Origin of the sequence: Helicobacter pylori (assembly GCF_030323545.1) — a bacterium.
GTDB classification, from domain to species: Bacteria; Campylobacterota; Campylobacteria; order Campylobacterales; family Helicobacteraceae; genus Helicobacter; species Helicobacter pylori_CO.
The window spans coordinates 960,465-981,366 of sequence record NZ_CP122954.1; the positions used below are offsets into that span (position 1 = coordinate 960,465).

Below are 20,902 nucleotides of genomic sequence, written 5' to 3' on the forward strand. Positions count from 1 at the left end.
AAATGATTTATGCGAGCGTCCTCCAGCATGCTTATTGCGGCTCTAGAAAAAAAACCATAGAGCATACAGCAAACTTGCTTGAACAAGCGCTAAAAAAACACCCTAAAACCAATTTAGTGGTGTTGCAAGAATTAAACCCTTATAGTTATTTTTGCCAGAGCGAAAACCCTAAATTTTTTGATTTGGGCGAATATTTTGAAGAAGATAAGGCTTTTTTTAGCGCTTTAGCTCAAAAATTTCAAGTGGTGCTGATTGCTTCTTTATTTGAAAGGCGCGCTAAAGGGTTGTATCACAATAGCGCTGTGGTGTTTGAAAAAGATGGATCAATCGCTGGAGTGTATCGCAAAATGCACATTCCTGATGACCCAGGGTTTTATGAAAAATTTTATTTCACGCCGGGGGATTTGGGCTTTGAGCCTATTGTTACAAGCGTGGGCAAATTAGGGCTTATGGTGTGCTGGGATCAGTGGTATCCTGAAGCGGCAAGGATTATGGCTTTAAAAGGGGCAGAAATTTTAATCTATCCTAGCGCGATAGGGTTTTTAGAAGAAGACTCTAATGAAGAAAAAAAGAGTCAGCAAAACGCATGGGAAACTATCCAAAGAGGGCATGCGATCGCTAATGGCTTGCCTTTGATTGCGGCTAACAGAGTGGGCGTAGAATTAGATCCTAGCGGTGCGATTAAGGGGGGCATTACTTTTTTTGGCTCTAGTTTTGTGGTAGGGGCTTTGGGCGAATTTTTAGCTAAAGCGAGCGATAAAGAAGAGATTTTGTATGCGGAAATTGATTTAGAACGCACCGAAGAAGTGCGCCGAATGTGGCCGTTTTTGAGAGACAGACGCATTGATTTTTATAACGATTTGTTGAAGCGCTATATTTAATCGGTCAATCAATTTAAAATTAGAAATTAAGGTTAAAAAGGATTAAACATGGTAGGTGTGGTTTTTTGCGCTAAACAAGCGCAAAAATTCTATCATTTTTGCGCGGTATTTTCGTTTTAACAAGGAGCAAAAATGCTAGAAAATAGCTCTATATGGAGCAATCCTGCCTTTGTGGCTATCATTTGCATGTGCGTTCTCAGCCTTTTAAGGCTCAATGTCATGCTTTCTATGATTAGCGCGACTCTCGTAGCAGGACTTATGGGAGGGCTTGGGATCACGGAGAGTTTTAATGTAATGATAGATGGCATGAAAGGCAATTTAAACATCGCTTTAAGCTACATCCTTTTAGGGGCTTTAGCGGTAGCGATCGCTAGAAGCAATCTCATTAAAGTCGCTTTGAGTAAATTAATAGGCTTGATTAATTACAAGCGATCCACTTTTTGCTTTTTGATCGCTTTCATCGCATGTTTTTCGCAAAATTTAGTGCCGGTGCATATCGCTTTTATCCCTATTTTAATCCCCCCTCTTTTGCATTTAATGAACCGGCTAGAATTGGATAGAAGAGCGGTCGCTTGCGCTTTAACCTTTGGCTTGCAAGCCCCCTACTTGGTGCTTCCTGTGGGGTTTGGCTTGATTTTTCAAACCACCATTTTAGAGCAATTAAAAGCTAATGGCGTTAGCACTACCTTAGCGCAAATCACAGGAGTGATGTGGATAGCAGGGTTAGCAATGGTTGCTGGGCTGCTTGCCGCTGTATTGATGCTATACAAAAAACCCAGACACTACAAAGAAAAATCTTTTAACATAGAAAATTACGCCTCGCTCCAATTAAACTACCATGACTACTTGACTTTTATAGGGATTATCGTGGCGTTTGCGATCCAATTGGCCACCGATTCTATGCCCTTAGCCGCCTTTTTAGCGTTAGCGATCATCTTACTTGGCCGTGGCATTAAGTTTAAAGAAACGGACTCGCTTATGGATGATAGCGTGAAAATGATGGCGTTTATCGCTTTTGTGATGTTAGTGGCTAGCGGGTTTGGAGAAGTGTTGCAAAAAGTGCATGCGATAGAGGGCTTAGTGAATGCGATCACAAGCGTGGTCCAAGGGAAGCTTTTAGGGGCTTTTTTAATGCTTATTGTAGGGCTTTTCATCACTATGGGGATAGGGACTTCTTTTGGCACTATTCCTATCATCGCTGTGTTTTATGTCCCTTTATGCGCGAAATTAGGTTTTAGCGTAGAATCTACGATTTTACTCATCGGCATAGCCGCAGCTTTAGGCGATGCAGGCTCACCGGCTAGCGATAGCACCATGGGGCCCACTTGCGGGCTTAACGCAGACAACCAACACAATCATATCTATGACACATGCTTGCCGACTTTTTTAGTCTATAACCTCCCTTTGATTGTTTTTGGAGTTCTTGGAGCGTTACTATTAGGCTAATCTATCAAGTTAAGAAAATCTTTTCTTTAGCCTTACCCTCTGGGGTCAATGCTTTTTTAGATGTGCTGGTGGTCGCGCTCTCGGTTTTTTTTGTGGGCAAGATTTCGCACCATCACATCGTGGCTTTAGGGGTGGGCTTGCAATTTTTGATGCTTTTTTATGGCATCAATACGATTTTATACACCGGCACTAACGCCATTCTTTCTAGGCTTGTGGGGGCTAGGGATTTTACTCAAATCAACCACGCTTTTTCAAGTATTTTTATAGGGGCGTTTGTGATCTGTTTGGGCGTGCTGTTTGTTTCTTATTTTTTGATTGAGCCTTTTTTAAATTGGATGCAATTACAAGATCCTTCGCGCCAATTGACGCAAGATTATTTAGAAGTCTTAGTGATCGCGCTACCGAGTATTTTTTTAAAAAATGTTTTAGTTTCAGCACTCGCTAGCTTTTCAGACACCTTAACCCCCTTTATTGTTAAAATCATCATGGTCATAGCATGCATTTTTTTGAATCAAGCCTTGATTTTTGGGGATTTTGGTTTTAAAGAAATGGGGATTGTAGGCTCTGCTTTAGCGAATGTGGTTATCTCTTATTGGGAATTACTCACGCTTGGCGTTTGGATACAAATCAAAAAAATCCCTTTAAAATTCAAAATAACCTTTCATTTTTCTTTTTTAAAAACCATGTTTAGAGTGGGTTGGCCGGCCGGGTTTGAGCGCTTATTGAGCTTATTTTCTTTAATCCTCTTATCCAAATTTGTAGCGAGCTATGGGGATAAAGTATTAGCGGGCATGCAAATAGGTATTAGGGTTGAAACCTTTTCGTTCATGCCCGGATTTGGGTTTATGATCGCAGCGATGGTTTTAACAGGGCAAAATTTGGGGGCGAACAAGCCAAAGATCGCCACAGAATATGCGCATTTGATTTTAAAAATCTCTATGGGTTTAATGGGGGTTTTAGGGATTGTTTTAGTCTTATTCGCTAAAGAATTTGCGAGCCTTTTTTCTCAAGATGAAGAAGTCTTAGAAGTGGTGCGATCTTATTTGATCGCTGTGGGCCTCTCTCAAGCCCCCTTAATTGGGTATTTTGTGCTAGATGGAGTTTTTAGAGGGGCTGGCATTTCTAAAGTCTCACTGTATATTAACACTCTAAGCTTATGGGGGTTAAGGATCATGCCTATTTACTTGCTTTTAATTTATCATTTTAAGGTGGAATTTATTTTTGTAGTGATCGCATCAGAAACTTTTTTGCGCTCATTCATCTACTATAAAGTTTTTTCTAAAGGCATATGGAAAAGGTGCGGGAAAAAGGCTTAATCATTGCTTGAGCGTAGCAGTCGTTTTGAAACGATTTTCTCGCACCACTTGCACGCCCACTTCACCCACATACTGAGCACTCTCTTCTATCTTTTTAGCGATCTTTCTGGCAATAATAGGCACTTGATTGTCCCTAACTTGGTTGGATTTGACAATCACTCTTAATTCTCGCCCACTCTCCATCGCATACGCCTTTTCCACCCCATCAAATTCTAGCGCGATCTCTTCTAAAGCTTGCATGCGTTTAGCGTATTCTTCATCGCTCTTTCTCCTAGCCCCAGGACGCCCTGCTGAAAGCACATCAGCCGCGCACACGCTCGCGCACTCCACGCTCATGATCTCTTCATGCCCATGGTGGGCATAAATCGCATTGATCACAACCGGGTCTTCTTTATGGTGCTTGCACACCTCAACACCTAAATTCACATGGTCTCTCCCAAGCTCTTGGGTGAGCGCTTTACCAATATCATGCAAAATACCCGCTCTTCTGGCGAGCTTTTTATCCCCCCCAAGCTGTTCTGCAATCAAGCCGGCTAAAAGAGCGACTTCTTTAGAATGCTGTAAGGCGTTTTGCCCAAAACTAGAGCGGTAACGCATTTTTCCTATTAAAATTTTAAGCTCATCTTCCATAGTTCCAAGCTCCAATTCTAAAACGACGCTCTCTCCCTCAGAAAGCAATTCTTTTTCCATGTTGCGCGCGACTCTGTGATAAACCTCTTCAATCCTGTTAGGCTGGATACGGCCGTCTTCTATTAAAATCTTAAGCGTCTCGCTCGCTACTTCACGCCGATAAAGATTGAAACTAGACAAACACAATTCGCTACTGTCTTCGCTAAATTCTATATCCACCCCGCTGACTTTTTTAAACGCTTCAATATTTTTCCCGTCTTTGCCTATCACACGACCGATATAATCTGAGCAAGGCAAAGCGATACGATTTGTTAAATTCTCTGTCGCATAATTACCCGCAAAACGGGCTGTCGCTTCCGCTAAAATGGCATACGATTTTTTCTTGCCCTCTTCTTTGGCTTCTTTTTCATAACGCCTGATTAACGCACTTTTTTGGGCTTCTAATTCTTCTTCTAACTGCTCTAAAATCATGTTTTTAATTTCATCTTTGGTATAAGCCATGTAATTGAGCATCGCGTCTAGCGCTTTGGCTTGAGCTTCTTTACAAATAGCACGCTGTTTTTTAAAATTTTCTTTTTCTTGTTCTAAAATTTGGCGTTCTTTTTCAAGCTCTTTTTTTTCCTTTTCTAAATAGCGTTTTTCATCTCTTACAAATTCTTTGTGCTGCACTTCTAAATGCTTCAAATGCGCTTCTTTTTTATCAAAATGGGTTTGTAGTTGCAAGTTCTTGTTTTCATATTGCTGCTGCAATTTGCATTCTTGGCTTTTCATGCGCATCTCTTCAGCTTCCACGAAAGATTTCGCTTGAAACTCCATCAATTTGGCTTTAGCTGAAGCGCCTTTTAAAACGGCTTGTGCTCTAGCATAATAGATCTTTTTCATCACATAATACATGGCTAGAGCGGTAATCAAACACGCTACCAAGACTTCTAATGAAATGTAAATTAACCCCATGCTCATAATGTTTCCTTTTATTATTCTTCATAACGATACGAGCATTCATATAAAGATCCGCTTCAATGTCATAGGCGTTTGTAAGAACACCATTAGCTATCGCTAACTCCCTACTCACAAACACGATTAAGGGGCGTTTTAGTCGCCTTTTGAATAATGGGGGCAAACTCCTATCATACATGCCTAGCCCAAAACCCACGCGCCTAAAGCTTGTATCCATTCCTAAAATCGGCACGACAATACAATCCAATTCTAGCTTATAATAGCGCGACAAACTCGGCTCATCAAACCACCCCAAACGCCTTAAGGGCAACCTAAAGGGCGCGATAGTGAAACCCTCTTTAGAAAAATTAGCACCTTTTTTGATGCTTTTGGGCAACCACACGCGCTTATTTTTTTGTCTTAACTTCAAAATCAAAGGTCTGATGTCAAGCTCATGCCCTAATGGGCTATACAATAAAATATTTTGATAATCTTTGAGTTTCAAAAATAAAAGCTTGCAAGCTAGTTTATCCCTGACTGCTTTATCTTTGGTTGGTTTAGCCCTTTTCAAGCGTTCTTTACAAAAATCTCTAAAAATCGTTTTAATGGTTATAATCCTTAAATTTTAGACTTACATTATAGTATAATTTTAGGTTATTAGTTACCATTTTATTATTCTTAAGGATGTGTTTATAATGAGAATTAAGGCTTATTTTTGGCGTTTTATCGCGCTGGTTTTGATCGTTTTGTTGAGTTTTAACGCTTGTAAAAATTCCCAAAAACCTCAAGATTCTCAAAACAATACCCCACAAGAAAATAGCCCTAAAACCTACACCGCTATGGATTTGAATAACCAAGAATACACCATCACAGGCGATTTAGATTCTCTCAATATCAGCCCGGATTCTAACACCCCCACCCTATTAATTTTAAGCGCTTTAGACGATTCTTTGAAAGATTACGCCCCCACCTTTAACATCTTAAAAAAAACTTTTAAAGATCGTTTGAGGGTGCTTATTTTACTCAATAAACCCTATTCAAGCGGTGAAGTCAAAGACTTTAGCACGCGTTCTCAAGCTGATTTTACGATTTTAAACCCTAAAGATACCGCTCTTTTTGATCATTTAAACCATAACGCTTTAGATCATTCTTTTAACATGCTTTTATACTACAAACACCAATTGATTAAAATGTATCAGGGGATCGTGCCAATAGAAATGCTCCAATTTGATATTTCCAATTTAAAGGATTAAAAAAACCATGTTTAATTTTTTCAAAAAAATTGTCAATAAAATTAAGGGTGAAGAGGCTAAAGAAAAAAAGCGCCAAAGCATTCCTAAAGAGGAATTAGAAGAAATTTTGATCAGCTTTGACATCCAATACGATTTGATAGAAAGCCTATTGAAGCATTTAGGCGATTTAGTTACGCCCAAGCAACTAGAAGTCGCTTTGTTGCGTTTTGTGCGTGGGGAGAGCTATTACGATAAAACCCGCCTAAAAACCATCACCACAAAACCCTTAGTGCATTTGATCGTGGGGGTTAATGGGGCGGGCAAAACCACAACGATCGCTAAATTAGCCAAGCTCTCTTTAAAACAGCATAAAAAAACGCTTTTAGGGGCAGGCGATACCTTTAGAGCGGCCGCAGTCAAACAGCTCCAGTTGTGGGGCGAAAAGCTTAACATTCAAGTCATTAGCGCCAAAGAAGGGAGCGATCCAAGCTCTTTAGCTTACAACACCATAGAAAGCGCGATCGCTAAAAATATAGATGAAGTTTTTATAGACACCGCTGGGAGGTTACACAACCAGACCAACCTTAAAAATGAGCTTTCTAAAATCGCGCGCACCTGCTCTAAAGTTTTAAAAGACGCCCCCTTTTATAAATTCCTTATTTTAGACGGCACGCAAGGGAGTTCTGGGCTCACTCAAGCGAAAATTTTCCATGAGACTTTGGCGCTAGACGGCGTGATTATGACTAAGCTTGATGGCACTTCTAAAGGCGGAGCGATTTTAAGCGTGCTGTATGAGTTGAAATTACCCATTCTTTATTTAGGAATGGGCGAAAAAGAAGACGATTTGATCGCTTTTGATGAAGAACGCTTTATAGAAGATTTGGTTGATGCGGTATTTGTGGAACAATAAAAAATACAACTATACCAAATGCGTAAGTATATCATGAACAGTATGATTAAGCAACCTTATGATGAGTTCAATGTTTTCTATAAGGGCGATGATAAAGCACCTTTTGAAAGATTTATTCGAAGAATTAAGATTAAAACATTGCAAAAATAATATAGAAGTTATTACCAATATAGTAAGATAGGAGTTTTAAACTCCTATAACCTTATTCTGAGCACCTATTGATTAATATTGTTATTGTTGTTTTTAATGCCTAATTTATTATATATATCTCCTACTTTTACTTTTTTGATAAAATCACAATGTTTAGTAAGGCTACTCTCTATTTTTTGTTCGAGATCTTCAAAAAGGATAATTTCTGTTTGAATTCCATTTGTTCTAGCCAATTTTAAAGCCGGAGACATATCAGAGTCATATCCTATTAAAACTACTTTTTCTACAAAATGTTTTAAGGAAATTTCTAGCATATCTATTCCAAGAAGCATATCTACTTGTTTTTGAACTTCCACATTACCACGCTTAACAAGTTTCCCGAGTCTCAAAGCAGTATGATTTAAGCGTTCTAGTGTTGACAAGAAATTCAGTATATCTTTCTTTTTAGAATGGCTATCTAGTGGTTTTGCTGTGTAAAAGAATATTCTATATAGATTTAACAAGTCTTTCTCATGGTCTTTGTCTTTCTCATGGTAATTGTCAAAGTAACTGTCAAAAACACATAAATTACAAAAATCTACAACTTTCTGTGGATTACTGTTGTAATCAAAAAAGAGATTTTTCTTTTTCCATGTTTTTTTTAAAAACACCTATTCTCAAATTTTCAAAATCAACGAAAATTGCTGTTTTTTGTGTATGGTTCATAATTTTTATCCTTTTTATGTGGACAACCAGGGCTACAGGAATAAATAACACCCTAGTTGAGTAATATGCTATCTATTATAATAAATTTTTTGTAAGAAGTCAAACTTATAGATTTTTTATGCTTCAATTAATTATTGTTTATAATCGTAGAACTATTGGTGAAATAGAGTCTGTTTTTATAGGATATCAATAACCAAATTTAAAAATGCTATTAGCATTTTTTACAATCAATAGTAAAGAGCTTGACGCTAGTCAAGTGATAGCTTTAAAAAGCGGTCTTCTTGAATTAGGGGTTTTTAGTTGGGGGTTGTAGGGGGAATTATTTCAAAAATACTCCTATCCCCTTAAGAGAATGAGTTTTATCATAAAATAGAATAGCTAAAAACCCCTTTTTTTAACAATAAGACTTTGAGTGTTCATATTTAATGAAAATAGAGCTATTTTAGTCTATTCCGTAATAATAACCCTAAAACTTATATCCATATGGTTTGCTTCTTGCAAAGCGTTACAAACCTCTGCGTTTTTGGCATAAAACTCCTTAAGCGGGATGTGGGAATAAAGCTTTTTGTGCGCTTCATCAATCCTGCAAATTAACGGGCGCAATTCATAAATCTTGCACAGATTGGTTTCTGAATCCAAAAACTTGCACACCCCATTGCCAGCATCAAACCCAATAAGCTCAATAATCCCGGTGATATTTTTACAGCAAAGCCCGCAAGAGGTGCAAGGGAAGCGATTAAGGGTTGTTTGCTTTTTTTTGATTTTTTCATGCTCTCTCCTTTATACTCTCTCTTTCACGCCCTCTTTTTCTCTTTTAAAGCTCCATAGTCTTAAGAAGTCTTGTCGTCTCTTAGATCTTCAAGCCGTACCTGCCTAAATCTAATACCACCCAAGCTATAATTCCCATTTTCTAGGGCATTTATCTGATTTCGCATGAGATTGAGAGCGTTTTGCGCTTTTTTATTGAGCTTTTGGTGTTCATCCATAATAGAGATTTTCAAAAAAGTGCTCAAACTAGAAAGTGTTGAAACGGTAACACAGAGTTGATCTTTTTCTTTTTGATTGTAAAGAGAGGTATCGTAGTGATGCTTTTTCATCGTGGCGATGGCGTCTTGAGAGAGCGAGAAAAACAGTGCATCGCATTTGGTGATCTGTCTGGTGAAAAGCCTCGCCATTTTCTCAACGGCTTGAAGATTAGCAACTATCGCATCTGCTTTTTAACGGCTGCTTCAACTTGAGAGAGATAAGTCTTGGCATTTTCTCGCTTCTTTTCCATTTCAGAAGCGCTCACAGCTCCCAAAATAGCGAGTGCAGGTGCGGCAAAAAGCCCTCCAATCACTGCCATGCCTGCAAGACCACTCGCAGCGAGCCCTCCACCTAACATAGTGCCAGTAGTAAAACTAGAAATAAATAAACCACCATAGCCCGCAAACATTCCCCATATAGCACTCTCCTCGCTCATACCACTGGCATTAAGTTGATTGGTGATTTTTTGTGCGTCTGAAACCTGGCATTGAATGTCTTGCATGTTGATACCTTCAATAATAATCCTACTGCGATTCAATCGGTGGAAATGATCCAAAAAGTTTGAAACGCTATGGCTTAAAACATGGAGTTTTTTCTCGCCAAACCTTGCAAAAGCCAATTTGCAATCAGACTCCGCAGACTCAGCCTTTTTAGCTTCTTCCTCTTTTAAACTCTCTGCCTTTTTAATAAATTCATCAGCTTCGCAATCGGCATCGAGCGCATCAATCCCTTTTTTGACTCCGTATCCTGCTGCCGCTAGGGCTACTCCAGCTAAAATAAATGGTAATGGCATGTTTTTCTCCTTTACATTCTTATGTTTTTATTGCTAGTAATGAGTTCCCAGCCTTCTTGTTTATTATCAAATAACGCCTTTTGACCCAGCCATTCTCGGGATTTGTTATTGACCCCTATGGTCAAATCCGCATCACCCGCACAAAGCACTCTCCTAAGCTCGTCAAAACTCTGATCGAAAAACTTTGTAGTTTCATGAAAATATTGCTCAAACACCTCCTTAAATTGATTTTGATACGCCTCTAAGTGCTTGATGATTTCACGGCATTCTTTTTCAATCTCAATGCGCCTTTGGTGCGCCTCCTTGGCTTCCTTGAGAGTCTTTAGCGAGACATCATAAAAAGTTTTACTCATCACTGTGCCCACAAAACCCCCAATGAGTGCTCCAACTACAGGAATGGGGATTGCTAATTGACCAATACTCCCCATAGCTATACCGCTTAAAAAAGTAGTGTTTTCTTTCCCAAGTTCCTCCAAACACTCCACCCTATCAATCTTTCCACGAAAATATTTAATTAAAATTCTACAACTTTTCACACCAACCCCTACAACCATCGCAGGCATTGAACCCTTGCTAAGGCTTTGGATGGCTTTATTAGCGTTATTATGCATCATGCCCCCCAACAATGAACCCCCAGATGCAATACCATAACTATGCACCACACTCTTTAGAGTCTTAGTGGCGGCGTGCTTGAGTACTTCTTTGTGGTCTTTTCCTTTTTTTTTGGCATTCATAGATACTCTTTACAAATGAAATAGAACCATTCAAGAATTCAAGCCATAAAGCACCTACCCCAGCTTCATGAGAATTTAGCAACACATCTTGATTTAACATAAATTGTCTCCCTTTAGCGGTGTTAATAGACAGAATTTAAGAAGTTTAAAAAGAACGGGGGATTTTGAAGAATCCAAGAAAGGCTTATAAGTAATCCCCCCAGAAAGACTAGAAAAAAACTAGGGATAAAAAACGCTAGGATTTTTTCCATAAGATGCTCTTTATTGTTTAATCCTAGCCACTACAACCAAAAATCCTAAAAAACCGCCTTATTTTTAAAATAAAAAGGTTTAAAATAATCAATATTTTCCCTACCCCCCTGTGTAGTAAAACGCTCTTGTGGGAGTTTCGCTGTTTTTATCATTCCACATGTTTTTTTCTGGTTTATTGATGACAGATTGCTTTAAAAGCCTTTTTATATTTTTTGTATCCTTATTCATGATCGCCTCTTTAGCGTCTATGGCGTCTTGATAGTATAAACATGGGCAAATCTTACCATCAGAAGCCAAACGGATACGATTGCAAGATTGGCAAAAATCATCGCTATGCGGAGCGATAATGCCAAATTGATAGCCATTTTCCAGCGTGTAGATTTTAGAAGACCCTTGTTTGGGTTTTTCTGTCGCAATGATTTGATATTTTTGAGCGATCAAATCTAAAATTTCTCGCTCTTTCAAGCCTTTAACCAAACTTTTAGCATGCGTGTTTTCCATAAATTCAATGTAGCGGATTTGTATGCACCTCTTTTTTGCGTATTCCAAAAGCTCTAAGATTTCATCATCATTAACGCTCTTTATCACAACCGTGTTTAATTTGAGTTTTAAACCCGCTTTCAAGGACTCTTCAATCCCCTCTAGCGTGTTTTTAAGAGCGTCTTTTTGAGAGATTTTTAAAACCCTATCGCTTTTTAAAGAATCTAATGAAACATTCACCCGGGATAAACCGGCATTTTTTAAATCCTTAGCCATTTTTTTGAGTAAAAAACCATTAGTGCTTAAAACTAACGCTACTTCCTTATTATAGGCGTGTAGTTTAGCGATAAACTCGTCTAAACCCTTGCGCAACAATGGCTCCCCACCCGTGATTCTGATTTTTTTAACGCCTTCATCAATAGCGATTTTAAGAAATTCTAAAACATTATCCAAAGGCAATAATTCTTCATCATCAAAAAAATCTAATGGCGTAGCAGGCATGCAATACTGACACCTGAAATTACATTGCTTGGTTACAGAAACCCTAATATAGTCAATAACCCTATTAAAACTATCTACTAACACTCCCTTTTCCCTTATGCCCTTTATTTAAGCTTTTAGTGTAACATAATAAAATAATGACTTAACAACATCAAACATGGATAGATCTTTTGAAAAACCCTATCATTGATAACATTCCTTGCGTTTTATTAGCTGGGGGCAAAAGCTCTCGTTTTACCATCAATAACATTCCAATCAATAAGGCTCTCATGCCTTTAAAATCGTATTCTAGCCTTTTAGAATACCAATACTCGCGCCTTTTAAAACTTTTCGAACAAGTCATTATCAGCGCTAAAAAATCGTATGAACTAAACGCTCCCTATCTTTTAGAAAAAGAAAGCGGCCTTTTTTCGCCCCTTTTTGGCATTCATAACGCTTTTTTAACGCTACAAACCCCTTATATTTTTTTTATCGCCATAGATGCACCTTTAGTGTCCTTTGAAAGCATCAAGGCTCTTTGTGGGATTCAAAACTTTAGCGTAATCTATGCTAAAAGCCCTACAAAAGAACATTATTTGATTTCTTTGTGGCATCAAAGTGTCCTTAACGCTCTTTGTTACGCTCTTAAAACACAAAATTATCGCCTTAGCACTCTTGTGAAAAATACCTCTTCTATCGCTATCCATTTTAATCAAGAAGAAGAATTTTTAAACCTAAACACCTTAAAAGACTATGAATTAGCCGTTCAAATTTTAAAAGAGGGATCAAATGGCTGAAGAAGAAAAAACCGAACTCCCTAGCGCGAAAAAAATCCAAAAAGCCAGAGAAGAAGGCAATGTGCCTAAGAGCATGGAAGTGGTGGGGGTTTTAGGGTTATTGGCTGGGCTGATGAGTATTTTTGTTTTTTTTATATGGTGGGTGGATGGCTTTAGCGAAATGTATCGCCATGTGTTGAAAGATTTTTCCCTAGATTTCAGTAAAGAAAGAGTTCAAGAGCTGTTTAACCAACTGGCTAAAGACACTTTTTTATTGCTTTTACCGATTTTAATCATTTTAGTGGTGGTGGCGTTTTTATCCAATGTCTTGCAATTTGGCTGGCTCTTTGCCCCTAAAGTCATTGAGCCTAAATTTTCTAAAATCAACCCTATCAATGGCGTCAAAAACCTTTTTTCTTTAAAAAAGCTCCTTGATGGGAGTTTGATCACCTTAAAAGTTTTTTTAGCTTTTTTTCTGGGGTTTTTCATCTTTTCCTTATTTTTAGGGGAATTAAACCATGCGGCTCTTTTGAATTTGCAAGGCCAGTTATTGTGGTTTAAAAATAAGGCGTTATTACTCATTTCTTCGCTTTTATTTTTATTTTTTGTCTTGGCTTTTGTGGATTTAGTCATCAAACGCCGCCAATACACTAACTCTTTAAAAATGACTAAACAAGAAGTTAAAGACGAATACAAACAGCAAGAAGGAAACCCAGAAATCAAAGCCAAAATCCGCCAGATGATGGTAAAAAACGCCACGAATAAAATGATGCAAGAAATCCCTAAAGCCAATGTCGTGGTTACTAACCCTACCCATTATGCCGTCGCTCTCAAATTTGATGAAGAACACCCTGTGCCTGTGGTGGTGGCTAAAGGCACGGATTATTTAGCCATTAGGATTAAGGGAATCGCCAGAGAGCATGACATAGAAATTATAGAAAATAAAACGCTCGCCAGAGAGCTTTATAGAGACGTGAAATTAAACGCTGCCATACCAGAAGAATTGTTTGAAGCGGTGGCGATTGTCTTTGCGCAAGTGGCCAAATTAGAGCAAGAACGCCAAAAACAAAAAATCATTAAATCTCTTTAAGATTTTTTAAACCCGCTTTTAAGCCCTAAAAAGACACTCAATCAAGGACACTCAATCAAAAGGCTTTAAGCTATCCCTAACTTGAGTTTTAAATTTTATGCTCCAAACGCCTTAAAGTGTTATGCACATATTCTAAAAGCCACCCTAACAAGCCTAAAAAGTAAAAACCCAATCGCATGCCATAGTATTCTTTAGTTTGAATGAACATGCTAGAGCATAGCACCACCACGCTAAGCCCCACGATCAAAATAAGCGTGTTAGCGTATTCATACAACCCAAAAAGGCGTTTGTGGTAGATTAAAACCAGTATCAACAAAATAAGAGCGAGTGTAAAAAGGGAAAAATCCACGCAATCAGACACGCTTAAAAATCTAAAACTCTGTAAAGAAGAAGCAAAAATCCACACGATGCAAATATTCATAGAGGGTAAGAAAGATTGCTTCATGCTAGCCCCTAAAAAACGCCACAATAAAGTCGCTAACAGCGCAAAGTAGAAAAGATAAAGCACGATTAAAGAATCTTTGATAGGAAAATTCCAAGCGTAGAAAGAAAGGCATAATATCCCTACGCAAGCGCATTTTTGGCGCGTGAGAGTGAAAGGCTTTAGAATAAGCACAAGCAGATAAATCAAAGAAACGCTTATTAGCCCCAAGTAATCTAATTTGACAATGAAATCATAAACATGGTTTTCAAACAAAAAAAACAATTGGGAAAAATCATCGCTAAAATGCGAAAACAACAAAGTTTCCACATTGAACAAAAACAACAAAAAAAACAATGAAGAAAAAACGACTTTATGCGTGTATATTTTTTGATAAAAATTCATCTACAACCTAATCATTGCCTAATCATTCTTGCTGAAGAAACTATCAATGCCATCAGCAATGCCCTTAGCCAAGATCTTTTGATACGGTTTGCTTTGGATGCGTTTAGATTCTATCGCATGGGAATTATAACCAATTTCTATTAAGATTGAAGGCATTAAAGCCCCGGCTAACACCCAAAAAGGTCCCTCTCTCACGCCCCCATCCACCACATCAGGGTAATTTTTGCGGATACTTTGGAGCATGCCGTATTGCACATCAATCGCTAGTTTGTTAGAAACAATCAATCGCTGTGTGTTCAATGAATTTAAAAACAAACTTTTAGAAAAATAATCCATCAAATTCACATCGTCTTTATTTTCTTGCTCAGCCACTTTCCTAGCCCTTTCACTCCTTGCGGTGGATAAAAAATAAGTCTCTATGCCATGAGCGTTAGAAGTGGAATGCTTGGGGATGGAATTGGCATGCACTGAGATGAATAAATCCGCGCTTTTTTTATTGGCTAATTCCGTGCGAGCCACTAAATCAATATAAATGTCCTTATCCCTTGTCAATAAAACGCTATAGCCTCTTTTTTTAAGCTCTTTATGCAAAAACTTCACCACTTCTAAAACAATGTCTTTTTCACACACCAAATTCGCGCTCATCGCCCCGCAATCTTTCCCCCCATGCCCAGCGTCTAAAACGATTTTTTTGTGTTTTTTGCGTTTGGTTTTGATGAAAGTATCATTTTTTTCTGCTATAAAGACTTGGTTCTTACTCTCATTTTTCGCTTCTTTTTTAGGAATTTCTTTTTTAGCGCTCCTTTCGTTCAATGGAGAATGCGTGTGTTTTGAGTGCGCATGCTTAGTTGGCGTTTTTTCTTTAGCCTCTTTAGCCTCTTTTTTAATAGGTTTAGGGGTAGGTTTAGGTGTGGGGTGTTTTAGCGCATGGTGTTTGGGTGTTTTTGGCGCCATTTGATGCCTAATTAAGGGCTTTTTCTCCACGATAGAAACATAAAGCTTGTCTTTAAGGATTTTAATCTCATAAGTCATCTTAGGAGCATGGCTAATGACCACTCGCGCTAATTTAGGGCTAAATTGCGCGATCGTGATGAAAGATTGCTTGGAAAATTGGTAATGCTTTTTAGGAATGGTTAAAACGGCTTCTAATTCCAAATAGCTCTTGAAATTTTTGAGCGAAACTTCTTTGAATTTTTTAACCTCTTGATTGAACAGAATTTTAACACTGCTAGAGCCAAAAGGCACAATGTTGATAATTTTAAGGGTTGTAGCACAAGCAAAATGCAACCAAAAAAGACATGCAACAACCCCTAACCTCACAAGCACTACAAATTAACCCTCTGTAAGCTCTTTAATCAATTCATGCACGCTGATAATCTTATCCACCCTATAGCCGTTAGCCCCGGTAAAATAAAGCCCCTCTTCTCTGTTTCCTAAATAACTGCGCCCCAAGCCATCAGCGATACAATAGCCCACTTTTTTAGCCTCTTCACCCCTGTTGCAAGGCGCTACACAATTGCTCACGCATGCGATTTTGGGCGCGTTACCCTCTTCAATGCGTTTGATCACCCCAGTATTAATAGCCCTAGCGGGATAGCCTACAGGCGATTTAATGAGTAGAATATCTTCTTTGTTGAGCGTGGGCAAAAGATCGGCATACGCTTTAGCGTCGCATTCTTTCGTGCCTAAAAAACGAGTCGCCATCTGCACCCCACTCGCTCCAAGATTTAACATGGTGTCTATATCCTTCCTATCCCAAATCCCCCCAGCAGCGATGATAGGGATATTCCCCCATTCTTTAGAAGCTTCCACGACTTTAGGCACTAAGTTTTCTAATCGGAATTCTTCTTTGAAACAATCTTCGTATTTAAAGCCCTGATGCCCCCCACTCAAAGGCCCTTCCACAATAAACGCGTCCGGGATTCTTTTATAGCGATCGCTCCATCTTTTACAAAGGATTTTTAAAGCCTTCGCTGAAGAAATAATAGGGATGAGCGCCACATCGCTAAAATCCTTAGCGAATTCAGGCATGTTAGTGGGCAAACCAGCCCCTGTAATGATAATATTTGCCCCCGCCTCACAAGAGTCCCTTAAAACACGGCCATAGTCATTGATAGCGTATAAAATATTCGCCCCCAAAGGCTTGTTCCCGCAAATCTTCCTAGCGTTTGCAAAAATCTCATTCAACGCTTTTTTGGAGTAAAAATTCAAGGCTTCAAAGGGTTTTTTAGCCACAATCCTTTCTACAAAACGCATGTTTTTATAATAACCAGTCCCTACGGCTGAAATCACTCCTAAAGCCCCTTCTTTGGCAACATTTCCAGCTAGTTCATCCCAGCTAATCCCCACACCCATTCCCCCTTGAAAGATAGGGAATTTTATGGTGTGCTTACCGATTTTTAGCGGTTTGAGTGTTGATACCATAGCTCTTTCCTTAATATTAGTTAATATTTAATTTCATAAATCTTTTCTTACCAAGCTGTATAACATAATTTCCTTTAACAAAACGATAACTCTCATTTTTTATCGCTTCTTGATTAATCTTTACCCCTCCCCCTTGAATATCACGCCTGGCTTGTGAAGTGGATGGGCAAAAGCCAATCTGTTTTAAAACATCTAAAATCCCAACCCCCTCATCAAAATCGCTCTCTGATAAAATTTCGGGCAAAAGGTTTGCGCTAAACACTTTAGAAAATTGCTCTTTAGCCTTGAATGCTTGATCATTATCATAATAACGAGCCACGATTTCACCAGCGAGATCTTCTTTAACGGCTTTAGGGTGCAAAGTTTGATTTAAAATACCATGTTTTAAGTCTTCAATTTCTTCTAAAGTCTTAGCGCTCAAAAGGGTGTAGTAGCGCCACATGAGATCATCGCTCACGCTCATGATCTTCCCAAACATCGCATTAGGCTCTTCCGTGATCCCCACATAATTCCCCAAGCTTTTACTCATTTTTTGCACCCCATCAAGCCCCTCTAATAAAGGCATGGTGATGATAGACTGCTCTTTATTCAAGCCATAAGATCGTTGCAAAAAGCGCCCCACCAGCAAATTAAACTTTTGATCATTGCCCCCAAGCTCAATATCCGCATCCATCGCTACTGAATCATAGCCTTGCAACAAAGGGTATAAAAATTCCACGATGCTAATGGGGCGATTTTCTTTATAGCGTTTAGTGAAATCGTCCCTTTCTAGCATTCTAGCGACTGAAAACTTCGCGCATAATTCTATAATGCCTTTTGCACCTAAAGCATCAAGCCAAGTGGAATTAAAGCACACTTCGGTGTGTTTTTGATCTAAAATTTTATAGATTTGCTCTTCATAAGTTTTAGCGTTTTCTAAGACTTGTTCCCGGTTTAAGGGCTTTCTTGTTTCATTTTTCCCTGTAGGATCGCCTATCATAGCGGTAAAATCCCCAATCAAAAACTTCACCCTAGCCCCATATTGCTGCAATAAAGCTAGTTTTTGGATCAATACCGTATGCCCTAAATGCAAATCTGGAGCGGTAGGATCAAACCCGGCTTTAACGATAAAGCGTTCATTGGTTTCGTAATATTTTCTCACCAGCTTTTCAATATATTCCAATCCAATGATTTCATTAGCGCCTCTAGCGATCTCTTTTAAGGCGATAGCGATTTTTTGTTCCATGTTCATTCCTTAATTAGGGCTTTATGATTCATAAGCATCATCCAGACTGGATAATTCTACAATCCTATCTTGATATTTGCGATTGATTAAGGCTCTGATCCAATCCGCCTTATCCGTAGCTATTTCAAAACTCACTTCACAATGGCTAGAATACTTGTCTTTATAGCCCAAATAAGACACGCCCACAATGTTGCATTCATTCCTGTTTAAAAAAGTCAATAAGCTTGCTAAAACCGACTTTTTTTCGCCTAAATAAAACATCATTTTATAAATCGTTCGATCCCGCTTGTGCCATTCTATATAAACCATCGGCACTTTAGCATCCACTTCCGCCATCGCTTTTTTGCAAAATTTATGGTGCGCAATCGCTTTTGGATCTTTCAAATCCGTTACAATCGCAATGATTTCATCGCCATATTTAGGATAACAACAATCATTCAACAACACCTGTTTGATTTCTAAAGCGTTGCTTGAACAAACGCTAAAATGTTCTAATTCCTTGCACTGCCATTGCCGGTTTGGGGTTAAAAAATTCAAGACATTGGTTTTAAAACCCAAATACCTTAAACCTCGAGTCCATAAACTCATCTCTTGGTATTCTAAAATCGCATCTTCTTTTAAAGAAAACACCTTATTTTCAATTTCTTCAGTGAGTTTGGCTAAATTTTCAAAGCTTTTCATCGCTTCTGTTAAGGTGGTCTCCACCCCACAATCTGTTAATTTTTCTTCAAAGTTTTTATAATCTTTTAAATCCACGTCTTCAAAAACAGAACGCCCAAAAAAAGTCGTTAGAATATTTACCATGCTCTTAGTGTCAATTTCTTTCAAGCGGTTTCTTCTTTGGATGCGCAAATGGTTTTTAGCCTTAGAAGTTTTAAGCTGATCCATCCAAATGAAACGAGGTATTATTTTATCGCCTTTAACGATTTTAACCACATCCCCACTCCTTAATTCTTGATTGAGTAAGGCTTTTTTACTATTGATATAAGCGTCCGTGGCTTTATCGCCCAAATCGCTATGCACCATGTAAGCAAAATCTAAAGCAATCGCTCCTACCGGTAAGGTGTAAGTGTCCCCATGAGGCGAAAAAACGACAATATCCTCACGATACAAATCGTTCTTAGCGAGTTCGTAAAATTCCTTAGGGTCGTTTTTCAAATCGCTGTCATGGTATTTAAAATTTTGCAACCACCTCATGCCCTCATGGTGATCTTCATGATCCACGCCCCCAGCTTTATACTTCCAGTGGGCTGAATTACCATACTCCGCCCCCATATGCATATCAAAGGTGCGGATCTGCACTTCATAAACAGAAGATTCATCAAAAATGGTCGTGTGTATCGTCTTATAGCCATTTTCTTTGGGTAAAGCGATGTAATCTTTAAAACGAGAGACAATAGGTTTGAAATTCAAATGGATGATCCCTAAAACTTTATAGCAATCAATCGGGTTTTTCAATAAAATCCTAATGGCTAACAAGTCTAAAATTTCATCAATATTGACCGCGCCCTTCCGTTGCATCTTAAGATAGATAGAATAAGGGCGTTTCACCCTTGTAACGAGTTTAAAATCCGAATGGCTAAACCCGCTGTCAAAAAGTTTTTTTTCTAACTTGCTCGCAAAAGCGTTGAGTTTTAAGAGTAAAGACTGCTTGTTTTTGTGCAAATATTCCTTGATATTTTTATACTCTTCTGGATAAATATAATAAAAGCTCTTGTCTTCTAATTCATTTTTGATTGAAGACATGCCCAATCGGCTCGCTATGGGGGCATACACCGCTAGAGTCTCTTTAGAAATACGCACTTGCTTGTCATGAGGCAAGGCGTCTAAGGTGAGCATGTTGTGCAACCTGTCGCTAATCTTTACCACTAAGGCTCTTGGATCTTGTATCGCGCCAATTAAAATCTTTCTGAAAGTGAGCGCTGAAACCACCATTCTGGGATCTTGAGAGCTCACCCCTAATTCTTCTTTCCTGATTTCAGTGATTTTAGTGAGCGCATCCACTAAATTAGCCACATCTTTCCCGAATTCTCGCTCAATCATTTCAATCTCACAAGGCGTGTCTTCTACCACATCATGCAAAAGCGCAGCACACACCATCGCCTCATCGCCCCCACAAAACGCCACCAAGCTTGCCACACAAATAGGATGGACAATATAAGGCTCGCCGCTTTTTCTATACTGCCCCTTATGGCTTTTGGTCGCTAAATTTAGGGCGTTTTCAATTTTGGGCGTGAAATCAATTAAAGTCCTTAAGATTTCAATGCCGCCCTTTGGGGTCGTAACTTTTTTAATAACATCAAGAATCCGTAAGAATCCGATATCAACGGATTTATCAATTTCGTTCATCTATCCTGTCTATATCAATTTTCCCTTCAGCGATTTCTCTGATGGCAATATCCACTAATTTATGGCGTTTAGGATCCATATTCACCAAAGTTTTAGCTCCGGCGTTTAATTGCTTCACACGAGCGAAAACCAAATTATCTAGCATGTAGCGGTCGTTCCCAATATTTTTTAAGGCTTGAGCGACTAAACTCTCTGTTCTCTCTTTTTTCAAACTGATCCTTTTATTTTAGAGTTCTATCCA

19 protein-coding genes and 1 pseudogene are annotated in these 20,902 nt (G+C 38.7%); 7 read left to right on the top strand and 13 right to left on the bottom strand.

The window, feature by feature from the left end; translation table 11 throughout:
* The first annotated feature begins 2 nt into the window (after positions 1–2).
* The 3 genes from QAP06_RS04525 (at position 3) to QAP06_RS04535 (ending at position 3,643) form a co-directional block, all read left to right on the top strand.
* Complete coding sequence (locus QAP06_RS04525) at positions 3–881, top strand: carbon-nitrogen hydrolase (RefSeq protein ID WP_286465036.1); 879 nt, start codon at positions 3–5, stop codon at positions 879–881.
* A 132-nt stretch (positions 882–1,013) separates the two neighbouring features.
* Positions 1,014–2,327 (top strand): Na+/H+ antiporter family protein, encoded by a 1,314-nt coding sequence (locus QAP06_RS04530; protein ID WP_286465037.1) that lies wholly within the window; start codon positions 1,014–1,016, stop codon positions 2,325–2,327.
* On the top strand, positions 2,327–3,643 hold the full coding sequence (locus QAP06_RS04535; protein WP_286467521.1) for an MATE family efflux transporter: 1,317 nt from the start codon (positions 2,327–2,329) through the stop codon (positions 3,641–3,643). The genes QAP06_RS04530 and QAP06_RS04535 overlap by 1 nt, the downstream gene beginning before the upstream one ends.
* Here the strand turns inward: QAP06_RS04535 and rny are convergent, their stop codons facing one another.
* Positions 3,644–5,155, bottom strand: coding sequence for a ribonuclease Y (gene rny, locus QAP06_RS04540; protein WP_286467526.1), 1,512 nt, complete (start codon positions 5,153–5,155; stop codon positions 3,644–3,646).
* Positions 5,133–5,807, bottom strand: a complete 675-nt coding sequence (locus QAP06_RS04545; protein WP_286467528.1) for a 5-formyltetrahydrofolate cyclo-ligase — start codon at positions 5,805–5,807, stop codon at positions 5,133–5,135. Before QAP06_RS04545 ends, rny begins: the two co-directional genes overlap by 23 nt.
* Positions 5,808–5,904: 97 nt before the next feature.
* Here QAP06_RS04545 and QAP06_RS04550 point away from each other — a divergent pair, with 97 nt between their 5' ends.
* Both QAP06_RS04550 and ftsY read left to right on the top strand, forming a co-directional pair.
* Positions 5,905–6,462, top strand: coding sequence for a hypothetical protein (locus QAP06_RS04550; RefSeq protein ID WP_286465038.1), 558 nt, complete (start codon positions 5,905–5,907; stop codon positions 6,460–6,462).
* A gap of 7 nt (positions 6,463–6,469) precedes the next feature.
* Positions 6,470–7,351 carry a signal recognition particle-docking protein FtsY gene (gene ftsY, locus QAP06_RS04555; RefSeq protein WP_286465039.1) on the top strand — a complete coding sequence of 294 codons (882 nt, stop codon included), beginning with the start codon at positions 6,470–6,472 and terminating at the stop codon, positions 7,349–7,351.
* A gap of 215 nt (positions 7,352–7,566) precedes the next feature.
* Here the strand turns inward: ftsY and QAP06_RS04560 are convergent, their stop codons facing one another.
* The 5 genes and pseudogenes from QAP06_RS04560 to moaA form a co-directional block, all read right to left on the bottom strand.
* Positions 7,567–8,151 carry an NYN domain-containing protein gene (locus tag QAP06_RS04560; RefSeq protein ID WP_286465040.1) on the bottom strand — a complete coding sequence of 195 codons (585 nt, stop codon included), beginning with the start codon at positions 8,149–8,151 and terminating at the stop codon, positions 7,567–7,569.
* Between the two features lie 502 nt (positions 8,152–8,653).
* Positions 8,654–8,968 carry a YkgJ family cysteine cluster protein gene (locus QAP06_RS04565; protein WP_286467531.1) on the bottom strand — a complete coding sequence of 105 codons (315 nt, stop codon included), beginning with the start codon at positions 8,966–8,968 and terminating at the stop codon, positions 8,654–8,656.
* Between the two features lie 68 nt (positions 8,969–9,036).
* Positions 9,037–10,025: pseudogene (locus tag QAP06_RS04570) on the bottom strand (sortase).
* Between the two features lie 11 nt (positions 10,026–10,036).
* Positions 10,037–10,759: a hypothetical protein gene (locus QAP06_RS04575; protein ID WP_286465041.1), complete on the bottom strand. Its 723-nt coding sequence runs from the start codon at positions 10,757–10,759 to the stop codon at positions 10,037–10,039.
* 351 nt (positions 10,760–11,110) lie between these two features.
* Complete coding sequence (gene moaA / locus QAP06_RS04580) at positions 11,111–12,076, bottom strand: GTP 3',8-cyclase MoaA (RefSeq protein ID WP_350317254.1); 966 nt, start codon at positions 12,074–12,076, stop codon at positions 11,111–11,113.
* Between the two features lie 86 nt (positions 12,077–12,162).
* On the opposite strand from moaA, the gene mobA reads away from it, so the two are divergent.
* Positions 12,163–12,768, top strand: a complete 606-nt coding sequence (mobA, locus tag QAP06_RS04585) for a molybdenum cofactor guanylyltransferase MobA (RefSeq protein ID WP_286465042.1) — start codon at positions 12,163–12,165, stop codon at positions 12,766–12,768.
* Positions 12,761–13,837, top strand: a complete 1,077-nt coding sequence (gene flhB / locus QAP06_RS04590) for a flagellar biosynthesis protein FlhB (RefSeq protein ID WP_286465045.1) — start codon at positions 12,761–12,763, stop codon at positions 13,835–13,837. Before mobA ends, flhB begins: the two co-directional genes overlap by 8 nt.
* Positions 13,838–13,925: 88 nt before the next feature.
* Here the strand turns inward: flhB and QAP06_RS04595 are convergent, their stop codons facing one another.
* Genes QAP06_RS04595 through QAP06_RS04620 form a run of 6 tightly spaced genes read right to left on the bottom strand, consistent with a single transcriptional unit; the run spans position 13,926 to position 20,872 of the window.
* Positions 13,926–14,663, bottom strand: a complete 738-nt coding sequence (locus tag QAP06_RS04595; protein WP_286465047.1) for a hypothetical protein — start codon at positions 14,661–14,663, stop codon at positions 13,926–13,928.
* Between the two features lie 18 nt (positions 14,664–14,681).
* A complete protein-coding gene (locus QAP06_RS04600; protein WP_286465049.1) occupies positions 14,682–15,989 on the bottom strand; it encodes an N-acetylmuramoyl-L-alanine amidase family protein in 1,308 nt (435 codons plus the stop codon).
* A 6-nt stretch (positions 15,990–15,995) separates the two neighbouring features.
* Positions 15,996–17,087, bottom strand: coding sequence for a decanoate oxidase/trans-2-decenoyl-[acyl-carrier protein] isomerase FabX (gene fabX / locus QAP06_RS04605; protein WP_286465050.1), 1,092 nt, complete (start codon positions 17,085–17,087; stop codon positions 15,996–15,998).
* Between the two features lie 16 nt (positions 17,088–17,103).
* Positions 17,104–18,312 carry a tyrosine--tRNA ligase gene (gene tyrS, locus QAP06_RS04610; protein ID WP_286465051.1) on the bottom strand — a complete coding sequence of 403 codons (1,209 nt, stop codon included), beginning with the start codon at positions 18,310–18,312 and terminating at the stop codon, positions 17,104–17,106.
* Between the two features lie 21 nt (positions 18,313–18,333).
* Positions 18,334–20,661, bottom strand: a complete 2,328-nt coding sequence (locus QAP06_RS04615; RefSeq protein WP_286465053.1) for a RelA/SpoT family protein — start codon at positions 20,659–20,661, stop codon at positions 18,334–18,336.
* On the bottom strand, positions 20,648–20,872 hold the full coding sequence (locus QAP06_RS04620; protein WP_000712202.1) for a DNA-directed RNA polymerase subunit omega: 225 nt from the start codon (positions 20,870–20,872) through the stop codon (positions 20,648–20,650). Before QAP06_RS04620 ends, QAP06_RS04615 begins: the two co-directional genes overlap by 14 nt.
* Positions 20,873–20,902 lie beyond the last annotated feature (30 nt).